The sequence below is a fragment of the Clostridiales bacterium genome, from assembly GCA_015243575.1.
Classification (GTDB): Bacteria; Bacillota; Clostridia; order Peptostreptococcales; family Anaerovoracaceae; genus Anoxybacterium; species Anoxybacterium hadale.
Genome location: CP042469.1, coordinates 3,238,600 through 3,252,312, shown reverse-complemented (window position 1 = coordinate 3,252,312; position 13,713 = coordinate 3,238,600). Strand labels below are relative to the sequence as shown.

The following is a 13,713-nucleotide window of genomic DNA, read 5'->3' as shown; positions in this document are numbered from 1 at the left end:
TTCCTCCATTAAAACGTATTCATTTACCCTTAGGATCAAGTAAGTCTCTCAAACTATCTCCTAGAAGATTAAAAACAATTACGGTTATAAACAGTACCAGCCCGGGAAACCATATGAGCCATGGCGATGCCTGCAGATATGTTTTTCCCTCGTAGAGCATATATCCCCATTCCGGGTTAGGCGGTTGAGATGCCAATCCCAAAAATGACAGACTGGCAAGGGAAAGCATCATCCCACCGATGTCGAGAGTCGCCATAATCAGTACTTGCGGAAGGATGTTTGGCAAAATATATTTATACACAATCCTGCCTGTATCTGCTCCTCCAAAACGTGCCTGGATTATGAATTCCCGGTTCCGAAAAGAGGATGCAAGTCCTCTTGTTACTCTCGCGTACTTTGTCCACCAAATTACCGCTAACGCCAGTATGGTATTCAAAAGGTTGGGACCCATCGCACCTACTAACGCAATAGCAAAAACCGTGTCCGGAAAAGCGAGAAGTACGTCGGCAATTCTCATAATTACTGTATCTACTACGCCGCCAAAATACCCGGAAATAATGCCAAGGGTTGTCCCAATTGTCGCAATGACTGCAACCATAAAGAACGCCAGACTAAAAGAATTGCCCGCACCGTGTACGATACGGGACAATACGTCTCGCCCCACATTGTCCGTACCGAACAAATGGTCGGACGACGGCGGCAGAAGCTTTGCCGCAAAGTTTGTTTCGATAGGATCATAAGGGGTAAAATACGGGCCTATTATTGCTATAATTAGAATCATAATGGCACAGCCAAGAATAATATAGAATCTAATCCATTTGCCTTTGTAGGTTCTTGCAGGTTTCAGCCACGGTTTTCTCCCCTTTAACTTTCTCTCTTTATATGCTTCAACAGGGGAAGCTGCCATATCAGTCCACTCTCCTTTTTAGCCTGATCTGCGGGTCTAAGAACTGTTGTGTCATATCAACCAGAAGATTTACACCTACATAAATTACTGCCATCCACAATACATATCCTTGAATCAAGTGGTAGTCCCTGACACGTATGCCCTGAACAACCATGTCGCCTATGCCTCGCCACGAGAAAATAGTTTCGATGACAGCAGTTCCTCCTAAAAGACTTCCCAGGGAAAGACCCATAAGGGTAATGATAGGCAGGATTGCATTTGCCATGACGTGCTTGAACAAAATCGTCCGTTCAGGAATCCCTCTGGCTCTGGCGCCCATAACATAATCAGAATTCAGCTCCTCAAGGATTGCTGCACGAACCTGGCGCACATATCTGCTGACCAGCGAAATTGCAAGCGTTACTACTGGAAGAATCATATCTTTAAAGCTATCTTTGGAGATTACATGAAACCAGCCCAGCTTAACTGAAAATATGTACATAAGGATTAGTGCCAGCCAGAAATTAGGCAAAGACATTCCCATAAAGGACAGAAATCGAATAAAATAATCCGAAAACTTATTTTGCTTAACTGCGGTATATATGCCCAGCGGAAAAGACAGCGAAATCATTACCAAGCCTGATACTGCTGCCAGCTTTATTGTCATTGGCAGCTTTCGCATCATCTGCCTTAAAACGGGCTCGCCGTATTTTGAGGATTCGCCCAAATTCCCGTTCAGCACATTTTTAACCCAGCGGCAGTATTGCACGAATACAGGGTCGTTTAGTCCCATTTCCTCTCTGGTCTGCTCCAATAGCTCCTCGGATGGTATAATGCCAAGCACTTCATACTTCATTTCAGCCGGATCGCTCGGTGTTGAATGCGCAACAATGAACGTCAAAAACGAAACGCCTAACAGCACAAAAAATAACTGTGCGATTCTGTTGAGAATAGTTTTTTTCATAATAGCTCCGTTACCGCAAATTGCATTAGCAGCCTATCACAATTTGCATAGCAAAGTAATATTTTATCCCTATGTAAGCTACCGCTCTGCACGTATCATAAACATTGGTGTACCACCATATAATAGCTTCTCTTTATCATCCCAGAGACTCCCTGTAATATCTTCTTCCGAAGTGATCTGCAAATAGCCAAGTTTCTTTAGTAAATCAGCATCCCATGCTGGACGCATGGTTGTTCCAAGACGATGCGTGTCGCAGTGCGCCTGCCCCTCTCGTTTGCCTTGGTTGAAATTGGTCCCGTAACGAGCAAAACATTCGTCTTCCCGTTTCAAAAAGTCCGCCAGATATTCTGGATCTGTTGTGGTCAGATGCCAATTGGCGTCAAAGATTAAAAGCACCCCACCGGGACGAAGAACCCTCTTCCACTCGGCATATACCTGCCCATGATCGCGCAGGGCATGCGTTACATTCCGGCTGACAACCAGATCAAAAGACTGATCTGCGAAAGGAAGATTGTGACAATCTCCCTTCAAGAACAAGGGCGCCGCATCATGTGCTGCAGCCTTCTTTGCGGCATGATTCAGCATACCGTCCGCTCCGTCCAGACCGGTTACCCTGTGACCCATCTGGGAAAGAATAATGGAGAAAAATCCGGGGCCGCAACCAGCATCCAGAATATCCAACACCGGCTTCTTCGGGGCGTTGCCAAGAATCTGCTTACGCCATCCTTCCACACGGAAGCTTGCCAGCTCATCGTCTATAATGGAACTGTAATTATCAGAGCCCCTGCTCCAGCTGTTGTTAATCTGACGTTGATTCTCATAATCTGAAAGCTGCTCATGATCACCAGTTTTTTCTTTTTCTGCATTTATTATAAAATATGTGATCAGACTGCCGTGTCCGCCAGTCTTTCCATTATGATAGGACTGCCGGGATACCTTGGCAGCCACACCCACTGCTCCCAAATGCAGCAGCATATTCAGATCCCAAGCGGGGCGCCGCTCATGGGATAAGGGGAGATTGCGTGCGACCTCGTTAATTGGTGTTGGATCCACACCGTAATTTCTATCTGCGTCATGATGGTGAGCCTTCGCTTCCCACGCCATCCGATATTCTTCGTCATAATAGTGCAGATAGTGATTGGCATCTACGATCATCATCCGTCCGCCGGGACGTAATACACGCAGCCACTCGCGGTAAGCCCGTTCGGGCTGTTCCATGACCCACATCACATTTCGGGAAACGATGTAATCAAAGGTGTTATCCGCAAAGGGAAGATTCTGTGCATCCCCACGTACCGTATCGACAGAAACGGCACACTCTGTGAAATTCATCTTCGCATGTTCCAGCATGTCCTCCGAATAGTCAAAAGCAGTCACTTTATGGCCCATCTTTGCCAGAAGGGTAGAAAACAGGCCCGGGCCGCAGCCAAGATCCAGACACTTCAGTTCAGAACCTGTCGGTGCACCCTCCGTTAAAATCTGCGTATAATATTCGAAGTTATCACCCTTTAATTCTTCATGGGTACTCTGGGAATACCCATAGGCTCTTTGATTCCAGTAAGCCTTAATTTCCTCCAAGTACATAACTTTATCCCTTTCTTATTCTCTCCTTTAGGTATTTGTCAAAGAATTATAGCACAACGAATATCGATATATAAGCCCCCAGAGGGGTTGTATTTACTTGATATTTCTGTCATGCTACTACCGTCTTAAAGCAATGTGGTAACCCAAGGAAACTTGCTTTCGTCTGGTGGGGATGTTACAATTAAATCATATAAGTTGATTATTGAAAAAATATAATGCGGTTTGCAAAGGCAGATTACACTGCTTTCGATACACTTATCTTGTCAACCGATGCAAATAAAGGAGAATAACATTATGGCAAAAATCAATACGGTGCTGTTTGACTTCGACGGCACAATTATGGATACAAACAATGTAATCCTACAGTCCTGGCAGCATACGTTCCGTACTGTTGAGGGCAAGGAGCGTCCTCGGGAAGAAATTCTGAGCACCTTTGGAGAACCGCTTTACGTAACCATGGAAAAAAAGCTTCCTCAGATTTCTGTTGAAGAAGGGGCAGCGATTTACCGTGGATTTCATTATGACCACTTTACAGATTTAATCAGCCTGTTTCCCGGCATCATAGAACTGCTTGAGGAACTGAAAAAGAGAGGCATAAAGATCGGGCTTGTAACCTCCAGACTGAGACATACTACGGAAATTGGCCTGAATAAATTTGATATGATGAAGTACTTTGATTCCATCGTAACCTGCGATGACACAGAAAAGTTCAAACCGGATCCGGAGCCTGCTTTGGTCGCATTACAACAGCTGGATGCGAAGCCTGAGGAGACCTTGATGGTAGGTGACAGTCTCTATGACATCCTGTGCGCAAGAGGCGCAGGAATTCGATCAGCTTTGGTGGGATGGGCTCTGGCAGTTTCAGAGGAAGAAAAAACAGGAAAAGATGCACCGGATTATATCATAGAAAAAGCGGAAGACTTGCTGGAAATTCTCTAACGTGAAAAAGCTGCCACATAAATATCACGATTTTCGGGGTGAAGTAAAGGGCCCTTTGGGACGTTCCATAAATGAAAAAGGAGAAAAGAGGTAGGATATGAAATATGCGTTTATCATGAATTCAAGGAGTCTTACTCCGGAGACTTTTTCTTTATCGTATGAGGAACAGGGAAACGTATATTATTTCGCCGCTGTTCATGGTATGAAAATGACCCGGGAGCTTGCGCTGAAGCTGGTACAGCAGGAATTTAAGATCATAGACCTTTGTGGAAATTATAATGCGGAAAAGGCTGCGGATGTCAGAAATGCAGCAGAAGGCCTTCTGGAAGTTTCCTATGCGAAGTATTCCCAGGAGGATCAGGCAAGATTCGAAGCGCTCACAGTTTCAGATAAGTATGGAATCATCGTGCTTGGGTTTGAATCGGCTCAGGAAAAAGATCCATCTGAGAGTCTTATGAGGCTGGAACTCCAAAGTGAGGAATATAATACGTATATCGCCATTGCAGCGACAGAGGAACTTGCCGCCCAGGCAGCGCAGGACATGGCAGCAGAAGGAATTCATTTTATTGAACTTTGTGGATATTTCGACGAGGAAAAGGCTGGGGAAATAGCCGATGCAGTAGAACATAAGATACCGATAGGGTACTGCGGTTGAATCGATAATAGGAACATAGCACTAGTGTAAATCAGCGAAATTTTAATGAATTCAATAATAAAGCACCATCAGAACACCGATTTTGCATCAGGCGTGCGAAACCGTCACGAAAATGTTTTCTGAGGTGCTTTTTCTTGTAAACTTATCAATCCCCAAACTGCATTTGGATGTTGAAGGAGACGTCATCCTTTGATTGATTGAAGCCTTGGAAATAAAGGCGCTGTTCCTCTGCAGACTTCTTAATTGTAAAGCGGTCACCCTTTCTCAGTTCGGAAAGAAAATGGATGTCCATTCTTTTTAAGTGCTTCAGCTTTTCCTGCTCTTCCTCAGAGAATGTGTCGTAGATAAATTCTCCGTATCTGCAATTATTCACGTGCCCGAGGCAATCGATATGGCTTGGCATTACAGATCTATCCTCAACGGGAAAAAGCTCAGTTTCCAACTTGAAGCCCGGAGAAGCATTCACTAGGAATTGCTCGGTTGGTTCATGCATGGGAAACGGCGGTTCTTTTTTACGGAATACAGTCCGCTTCTCCATATCAAGAAGCACAGAATGGGTGGATCCCTGAAACATCAATCGCCCGGCTTCATCACGGAACAAGAGTTCACGCCGGAAATAAGGGCCTTTGTGCTGAGAAAACCAGGTGCTGCCGAGAAGCTTCATATTATCTTCTATGGGATTGGTCACCTCAAGGGACATGGAGATCAATGCCCAAGCAAGGCCATATTGCATGGTTGTATCCACATTCAGCCCCAAATCAGAGAGATGCCGTTCTGCCATCTGCTCAAAAAGTACTTGGTAAGCGTAAGGCTTGAGCTGCTTGTGCTGATTCAGATAGGACGCTGTGGTCAGGATTTCATAGATACAGTCTTTTTCTTGTCTCATATTCTTCCTCCGTTTCCTATGGTAACATAGTTTCGTACAAAAGAAAAGCTGCGCAGGAATTGCGGATCGCGTCAAGTTAGGACGGGAAAAATAAAGCTGGAGTTTCCCCATTGTTAAAACCTTGTATTAAACTCCCCTGAGTCCTCGTAATGCTAATGCCAGTTGAGTGCGTTTTCCTGAATTTAGAGCAGGCAGGTTATCGATTGTCTCTCCACTGACTTTTCGTATCTTTTTTCTGCATACTTTTAAGTCCAGTTCAATGGCTCTTGTCTCTCTGATTCGTTCTTGTTTCTTTCTTAGCGCCAGATCGAATAGATTACCTCCGTTTTCAGCAAAGACTCGGAGTCTTGCCATCTGATCGACTCCCTCACGGCTCCATCCCAGCGGCCTGGAACTGAGCCGATCTGAATAGATATGGCTAATGTGCCCTTCGGCACTGCAGCCCGAATAATCCTTGGAATAGTGATACTTAATGTTTTCCCAATGATTCATGATATAGGTCTTTGCTTCTTTCACCGATTGTGCCTTTGTCTCTGTTTCTGCTGCATCCAGGATGGTTTCAAATACGACCTTTAGGTATTCTTTGTCTTCTCTTTTAAGGGCTCTCCATATTTCCCTCTCAGCGTTTTCAATATGCGCTCCTGCTGTTTTTACCGCCTTGTTCAGGTGGTATCGGTCAAGTACGAAAATACTTTTGTTGATTATGGTTGCTCCTGACTTTATCCAGCTTGCTCCATCCCCGGACAAATATATTTTTTCAATCTTATCATAGTCATAGGCGGTATCAATGTAGTCTGCTACTTCGTTCCAGAGTTCTTCTGATTCCCTGTACATTCCACCGAAATATCTCGGGTTCTGCAGTTTCCACCTTTCTTTTCCGACCTGTGTCCTGCCTTCATGCACATACACAAGCTTTGGCTCTGAACAGCCGCCAGCCTGAAGCGCAACATGATCTTCGTCAGCTTCAATGTAGAGGATTGTAGGCGTTTCTTTTGATCTTGAAATTTTCACTTCGTTATTCCTGACCGGGCCTAGTTCCCTTATGGCGTTCATAACACTCTGGCTTGAAATCTGTAGTGTCTCGGCAGCTTTCCTGCCACTTCTTGCGTACGGGGTATCAATCGCTTCTTCAATCAGTCTGGATTTCAAGGCAACATCCATTTTGTCGTAGGAGTCGATTCCCATCAGTTCATCCGATAAATATCGATATTCCGTTTCGGTTTTATGCTTGTAGTACGTTCTATGATAATGAACCTCACCAAATATGGTCGCAAGGGTGTTGGGTGCAGCCTTCTCATGAACATACCAGTTCTTCTTTCGACGAGAATCTCCTTTCACAAGAGAATCCATCATTTCCAGCGCTTCCTTCGCTAGAATCGTTCCTACTTGGTCCAGTATTTTCTTAGTCTCAATTACAAATTCGGAGATATCCTTCTTTTCCATCAACATCTTTTCGAAGTTTTCCTCAAAACTCCTGATGATTAATTCTGCAATTTCAGTTATACTATTGTTCATAAGAGTGCCTCCGTTATTTGTTTTTGTGGTTATTAACATCATAACATATGAGGTCACTCTTATTTTTTTATTTCCTTTATTTTTCCCGTCCTAATTTTACACTAAGGGAATTGCGTATTTACAAATATCCCTGGCTTTGATGTGAAAAGTATATAAGGATTGAAAAAGGCGGACTCATAGGATACAGTAGACCTAGTATAATCCACACCAAATAACCTTACGCTTTGCTTGCCTCTTTTCCCGATAGCACTATTCCCCAAGCCTCGGCGTAGCCACTGCTATGCCTGCGTTTGTGAAACAGCACTCTCGGAAAAATATTCTGCGCCAATCATTAAGGTATTTAATGTGGCTTATACTAGATTATTCTAAAATCGTTTGGAGGCGAAATTTTGAAAATTTTAATGGTGGGAACAGGCGGAGTCGGAGAAGCGGCTGCAGTGATTGCAAGCAAGAGAGATCCCAAGGGGGATTGGCTGGAACTGATGGTTCTATCCGATTACAGTTTGGAACGGGCACAGTCAGTCTCAGAGAGAATTGCTGATGCCAGATTCCCGGCGGAAAAGGTGAATGCGAGAAATAAGGACGAGGTCAAGGCCTTAGTTCAGAAGTATCAGGTAGACCTTTTGTTTAACGCCTGTGACCCAAGCTTCAATGAAAACCTGTTTGATGTGGCCTTTGAGTGCGGTGTCCATTATACGGACATGGCACTGTCCCTTTCGGTTCCTCATCCGACGGACCCCTATCATAAGACGAACGTAATGATGGGAGACTACCAGTTTGCGAAGCATGAAGACTGGGAAAAGCGCGGTTTGCTCGCTCTTGTAGGCATTGGGATGGATCCGGGAGCGGTGAATGTATTTGCAAGATTTGCCCAGAAGCATTATTTTGATGAAATTGATGAGATCAGTATTAAGGATGGCGGGAACTTAAGCGCAGAGGGGTATGATATCACCTTCGGCTTTTCCATCTGGACAACCATCGACGAATGCCTCAATCCTCCATTTAAGTGGGAAAAGGACAAGGGGATCTATACTGTGGAGCCTTTTTCAGAACCTGAGAAATTTACATTCCCTGATGGAATTGGTGAGCAGGAGCTGGTGAATGTAGAGCACGAAGAAATGGTAATGCTTCCGCGTTTCATGGGCGATGTCGCAAAGCGGATGAGTTTCAAATATGGGCTTGGGGCTGATTTCATAACGATGCTGAAGAATCTCAGAGCCCTTCGCCTGGATGATAAACTTTCAAAGGTCAGAGGGACAGAGTTTTCGCCTAGAGATGTGGTGGGAATGGTGGCACCCAGTCCTGTGGAAGTGGCAGACAAACTGAAAGGAAAGTGCTGTGTTGGAACTCTGGTAACAGGGCTTAAAGACGGTAAGGAAAGAAAGGTATTTTTGTATCAGACCTCTGATAATGAGGAGCTGATGGAGAGGATCGGCTGCGGCTGTGTGGTTGGTCAGACAGCGTACAATCCAGTAATGGCTTTCGAGCTACTCGCCAAAGGAATCTGGCAGGGAAAAGGCGTGCTCGGACCAGAGTGCTTTGATCCCGATCCGTATATCGAGCTTGCAGACGAGTATGATTTCTATATGGGTATGATGGAGATGGAATCGGAGTATAAAAAGCTCATGGATAAGCAGGCGCTCCTTAGTACGGTTAAAATCCTGAGTAAATAAAATAAGCACTTAAAAGCCCGGCAGGCACAGTTTTTAGGATGAACCTGACCGGGCTGCAGTTTACATGGGGTTGATAAACCTCAAAGATGAACCTCAAATCAGATCAAACTCTACGGCAACGTTAATCCGCTGAGGCTCTTTTTTCCTCTTTTCCATTTCTTGTCGATATCGCAGGACTGCTGCTGCTTGATCTCCTGTTAAGCCCTGCGAAGTCAATGCACGAATTGACTCGGCCGCGTCTGTTTCTCGAGTGGTTTCCGCATCTTCGATCTTTGGCTCGTCTCCAGATTTCAGCTCATTTCCGAGCTCAGGTGATTCTTTAATCTTTGACCTGTCTCGATCTGTCTCAATGCTGACTTCTTTGATGATGCGGTGATGACCTGGACGGCACTGATACATTTTGATCCAGTGATCGAAGGAAGAGGAGGATTTGGGTTTAGCGTCGATCGCCGGCAACAGGAAGTACCCGCCCTTACGGAACGGAACCTTATACCATTTTCCATCAATCTGGACCTCAAGTTGAAATGCATAGCCATAGGATAGCCATTCATCGGTATCGTTTATGATTTGCGTTTCAATCTTTTTGGCTTGATAGGAGAAAGCTTCTTTCGCTACAGAGAGCCGAACCTCGTCTTGCTCCTGAATTTTTTCGTAGGAAGGTACCAGAGTGGAAACATCGTAGCTGGCCGGATGCCAGAGGATAAACAGATACCCGCTACCCATCAATATTGCGGATATAAAAATCAGCAGACCGACCTTTGCAATCCTTGGCATGCTTTTCATACGGTAACCTCCTTGCGGATTGATTCTAACGGTCAATTGTATTGTATCACCGGTATAGCGCATTTGAAATAACTGGTTTGAAAATACGCTATGAGATAAACACATCTTATCACAGCAACATTTGAAGCTGCAACGGAAAGCTGGTATAATATATGCGAATAAGACACAAAGTCCATGGACTTTTCTGTCAAATGCATGTACGAAAACCACCAGGAAAGGAAATCAAATGCTGCATATCTACTACGGAAGAGAAAATCTGGATAAGGATCGGTTCCTTTTTGATGGGATCGAAACGGATCTTAAGCAAGGCAGAAAGAAAGTGCTGCTTCTTGTTCCGGATCAGTTTACACTGCAGGCAGAGCGGAATGCATTTGCCTATCTTGGTGTGGACGGTCTGATGGATCTGGAGATTTTAAGCCCTTCGCGGCTGGGCTTTAAAGTACTCTCCGAAGTGGGAGGAAGCGCTAAGATTCCTGTTGATAAATATGGAAGGCATATGCTGCTTACAAAGATTTTGACGGAAGAGAATGAAAGGCTCCAGGCCTTTCGGGGCATGAATCAGAAAACCTCCTTTATTGAGATGACCAACAACCTGATCTCGGAGATGAAGCAGTTCAACGCGTCTCCCTCAGATCTTCTCAAGATCCTCTCCGATACTGAAGAGGGATCCATTTTGCGGCGAAAGCTCAGGGATATCCATATTATCTATGAAAAATACGAGGAATTGATTGCGGACAAGTATCTGGATACAGAGGACTACCTCAATCTATTTATCTCAAAAATACAAAGTTCCAACCTTGTGAAGGAAGCCGTATTCTGGATCAGCGGGTTTGATTATCTGACCCCCAAACTGCTGAATATCATTGAGCAGCTCATGCTGACCTCCTCTGAGGTTAACGCCGTTTTGACCGCCGACTGCTCTCTGGGCCCCGCGGGCTGCGGCCAGCCGCCGGAGGGAAGAGACAGTGATTTATTTGATCTGACCCGGGGCATTATGGGAAGGCTTCGGGATCTTGCGGAAACCGCCGGAATTTCGTATGAAGAACAAGCGATCAACGAACGGTACCAAATTCCTTTGGGAGATCAAAAGGGAGAGAAGCTGGTACCGCTGGCTCATCTGGAGCAGGAGCTTTACGCTCAGCCATATCATCAGTCAACCGGAGGCGCGGCGGTAACTCTTTGTCAGGCGGCTAATTTTTACGCGGAAGCAGAGACTGCTGCCGCGAAGATTCAGCACCTCATCAGAGAAGAAGGATTCCGATACAGGGATATCCTTGTGATTTGTAATGATATGGAGACCAGAGCTTCTGTGATCAAGCGAGTCTTCGCAGATTATGGCATTGCTGCATTCCTCGATAAGAAACGAGACATCCTTCATCATCCTTCCATTGAATTTATCACTTCCCTTGTGGATATTACCGCCAATGGCTGGCTTTATGAAGACGTTTTCCGCATGCTCAAGACCAATTTTACTGATGTCTCACCGGAGGAGTGTGAAGAACTGGAAAACTACGCAATCAAATATAGAATCAAAGGAAACCGTTGGAAAACCGAATTTACCTATGGCATGAAAACCGAGGGGGAAGAGGTTCTCGCAAGGCTGAATGAAACCAGAGAGCGAATTTGTACGTTCATATCGTCGTTTGAGGTTGAGTTTCGTCAAAAGCAAACCGTCCGGGATAGAACGCTTGCAATCTATGAATTTCTAACAAAAACTGCGAGGATGCCGGAAAAAATAGAATCGTTAATAGACGATCTGACGGAGGCGAATCAGTTTGAATATGCAGAAGAGGCTTCTCAGATCTGGAATGTGATCATACAAATACTGGATCAGCTAGTGGAACTCATTGGAGAAGAATCCATGGGTGCGGAAGAGTATGGTCTGATTCTGAAATCCGGCTTCGGAGCCATAGAAATCGGATTGCTGCCGCCGACCATCGATCAGATTATGGTGGGAACCATGCAGCGAACAAGAGCGGGAAATATCAAAGCGCTCATCGTACTTGGTGCCAATGACGGACTCCTTCCTGCTGCTGCAGGATCGGAAAGCCTCTTAAATGAAGATGAGAAAACGGCTTTGTACAAAAGGGGGATCGAAATCTGCAAGATTGATGATCTTCGTGCCAAAGAGGAGAAACTGGCAATCTACAAGACCTTCGGAAGGCCCTCGCGGTATCTTTGGGTGGGCTATTCGGCGTCTGATCTGGAAGGAAAGGAAAGCAAGCCGTCTATTTTGTTTGATAAGATTCGCAGGATTTTCCCTGATGTGAAAATTATAAAGGATATTTTAAATCAGGAAGATCCTATGCTGCTCATGGAAGCACCGGAGAGCACCCTTCGGCATATGACCGCATCCTTTCGTGAAGCTATGGAGGGCAAGGAACTTCGAGACGAGTGGAGGGAAGCCTATCAATGGTATGAAACGAAAGATGAGAGACTGCTCCGCCCTGTAAGAGAAGGGCTTCTTTTTACAAACCACCAGAATAAAATTCAGAAAGAGCTCATCCGGAGGCTCTACAACCGGGACAGTTCCCTGCCATTATCCTTGAGCCCCTCTCGTTTAGAGCGGTTTTCGAGATGCCCTTTTTCACATTTCATTAACTATGGGCTTCACCCGGACGAGCGTAGAATCTTTGAGATTGCAGGAAGAGAAATCGGGGATGTATATCACCAGTGCTTTATGATGCTGTCACAGACCCTCTCGGTTCCCGGTATTGAGGTCACAGACCCGGCCTCGCCATGGATGAAGGTTACCAAAGAAACGTGTCAGGAGATGGTTGACGGGTTTGTAGATGAAGCAGCGCAGAGTTACCGGGAAGGTGTTTTGACCCAGGGGGAAGAGGAACGTTACCGAAGTATGCGTATGAAGCGGGTCTGCGGCGATGCGGCCTGGGCGTTGGTGGAACATATCCAGACCGGAAAAATTCGTCAGGTGTTCTTTGAGAGTGAGTTCGGGCGGGCTGTCGAAAAACAGTTTTCCGCCATCGAAGTCAAGGTGGGACAGGAGACGGTTTACATAGAAGGAAAGATTGATCGGGTTGATGTCCTTGCGGGGAATAGAGAAACAGATCGTGCAGGTGAAACAGGTAATGCTGGTGCAAACGGTTATGTGAAAATCATCGACTATAAATCGGGTAAAGAGCGGTTTGACACAGAGGAGGCCAGAGCAGGCTGGAGGCTCCAGCTCATGCTCTATCTAAAGGCCGTTCTCGGAACAAAAGCTGCATCCCATAAACCGGCAGGCGTCTTCTATTTTGAAATTGCAGAGCCTATGATCGATGTTACTGATGCAGTTGATGATGACTACAATGAGAAAGTGAAGGCAGAGAGACGGAAGAGTTTTAAGCTGGACGGTGTAGTTCTCGATGACCGCAATATTATCGAAAGTATCGCAGGAGAGTTTTCGGGGTATTCGGAGATCCTGCCCATTAAAAAGACCAAGGAAGGCACCTACGCTGGAACCACCGACCGGAAGCTTCTGAAGGAAGAGGAGTTTGAAGAACTCCTTACTGCAGTAAATCATAAAGTGGAGGAACTATGCAGCAATTTATCCAGCGGTTCCATTGACATCAGGCCGAAAAAAGTAAAGGATGAAACGGCGTGCAGATTTTGTCTCTACAAGAGCATTTGCTGCTTTGATCTGAGCTTTGATGGCTGTACTTATGAAGTGATTCGATAATACTCAAAACATTCGAACATATGACCTGCCTCTGAGCACAAATGGGGAAAGGGAGGATCGTTTCCTCGTCATTGGAAGAGAGGATCCCTCCCACGATCTTCGATCCTTAAAGCAATCTTCACTCTCGTAATTTAAGTGGTTGTAGCCAT

Annotated in this window: 9 protein-coding genes and 1 pseudogene; 4 read left to right on the top strand and 6 right to left on the bottom strand. The window is 45.4% G+C overall.

Features of this window, described 5'->3' with window-relative positions; genetic code table 11:
* Positions 1-19: 19 nt before the first annotated feature.
* The 3 genes and pseudogenes from FRZ06_14415 to FRZ06_14405 form a co-directional block, all read right to left on the bottom strand.
* On the bottom strand, positions 20-907 hold the full coding sequence (locus FRZ06_14415) for an ABC transporter permease (GenBank protein QOX64447.1): 888 nt from the start codon (positions 905-907) through the stop codon (positions 20-22).
* A 1-nt stretch (position 908) separates the two neighbouring features.
* Positions 909-1,850, bottom strand: a complete 942-nt coding sequence (locus tag FRZ06_14410; protein QOX64446.1) for an ABC transporter permease — start codon at positions 1,848-1,850, stop codon at positions 909-911.
* An 849-nt stretch (positions 1,851-2,699) separates the two neighbouring features.
* A pseudogene (locus FRZ06_14405) lies at positions 2,700-3,434 on the bottom strand (class I SAM-dependent methyltransferase).
* Between the two features lie 270 nt (positions 3,435-3,704).
* On the opposite strand from FRZ06_14405, the gene ppaX reads away from it, so the two are divergent.
* Positions 3,705-4,373, top strand: a complete 669-nt coding sequence (gene ppaX / locus FRZ06_14400) for a pyrophosphatase PpaX (GenBank protein ID QOX64445.1) — start codon at positions 3,705-3,707, stop codon at positions 4,371-4,373.
* 97 nt (positions 4,374-4,470) lie between these two features.
* A complete protein-coding gene (locus FRZ06_14395) occupies positions 4,471-5,028 on the top strand; it encodes a hypothetical protein (GenBank protein QOX64444.1) in 558 nt (185 codons plus the stop codon).
* Positions 5,029-5,173: 145 nt separating this feature from the next.
* On the opposite strand, the gene FRZ06_14390 is transcribed toward FRZ06_14395, so the two are convergent.
* Together FRZ06_14390 and FRZ06_14385 are read right to left on the bottom strand one after the other, a co-directional pair.
* Positions 5,174-6,025: a hypothetical protein gene (locus tag FRZ06_14390; protein ID QOX64443.1), complete on the bottom strand. Its 852-nt coding sequence runs from the start codon at positions 6,023-6,025 to the stop codon at positions 5,174-5,176.
* 15 nt (positions 6,026-6,040) lie between these two features.
* Positions 6,041-7,471: an ISLre2 family transposase gene (locus tag FRZ06_14385; GenBank protein ID QOX64442.1), complete on the bottom strand. Its 1,431-nt coding sequence runs from the start codon at positions 7,469-7,471 to the stop codon at positions 6,041-6,043.
* Between the two features lie 347 nt (positions 7,472-7,818).
* On the opposite strand from FRZ06_14385, the gene FRZ06_14380 reads away from it, so the two are divergent.
* Positions 7,819-9,102 carry an ATP-binding protein gene (locus FRZ06_14380; GenBank protein ID QOX64441.1) on the top strand — a complete coding sequence of 428 codons (1,284 nt, stop codon included), beginning with the start codon at positions 7,819-7,821 and terminating at the stop codon, positions 9,100-9,102.
* Positions 9,103-9,195: 93 nt separating this feature from the next.
* Here the strand turns inward: FRZ06_14380 and FRZ06_14375 are convergent, their stop codons facing one another.
* Positions 9,196-9,885, bottom strand: a complete 690-nt coding sequence (locus FRZ06_14375; protein QOX64440.1) for a hypothetical protein — start codon at positions 9,883-9,885, stop codon at positions 9,196-9,198.
* Between the two features lie 226 nt (positions 9,886-10,111).
* Here FRZ06_14375 and FRZ06_14370 point away from each other — a divergent pair, with 226 nt between their 5' ends.
* Positions 10,112-13,564, top strand: a complete 3,453-nt coding sequence (locus tag FRZ06_14370; protein ID QOX64439.1) for a hypothetical protein — start codon at positions 10,112-10,114, stop codon at positions 13,562-13,564.
* Positions 13,565-13,713: the final 149 nt, after the last annotated feature.

Bases quoted from the DNA above. Each gene is read 5' to 3' on its own strand.
- FRZ06_14375 (QOX64440.1), bottom strand. From the start codon at position 9,885: ATGAAAAGCATGCCAAGGATTGCAAAGGTCGGTCTGCTGATTTTTATA.
- FRZ06_14415 (QOX64447.1), bottom strand. From the start codon at position 907: ATGGCAGCTTCCCCTGTTGAAGCATATAAAGAGAGAAAGTTAAAGGGG.
- FRZ06_14370 (QOX64439.1), top strand. From the start codon at position 10,112: ATGCTGCATATCTACTACGGAAGAGAAAATCTGGATAAGGATCGGTTC.
- FRZ06_14395 (QOX64444.1), top strand. From the start codon at position 4,471: ATGAAATATGCGTTTATCATGAATTCAAGGAGTCTTACTCCGGAGACT.
- ppaX (QOX64445.1), top strand. From the start codon at position 3,705: ATGCAAATAAAGGAGAATAACATTATGGCAAAAATCAATACGGTGCTG.
- FRZ06_14385 (QOX64442.1), bottom strand. From the start codon at position 7,471: ATGATGTTAATAACCACAAAAACAAATAACGGAGGCACTCTTATGAAC.
- FRZ06_14410 (QOX64446.1), bottom strand. From the start codon at position 1,850: ATGAAAAAAACTATTCTCAACAGAATCGCACAGTTATTTTTTGTGCTG.
- FRZ06_14390 (QOX64443.1), bottom strand. From the start codon at position 6,025: ATGGGGAAACTCCAGCTTTATTTTTCCCGTCCTAACTTGACGCGATCC.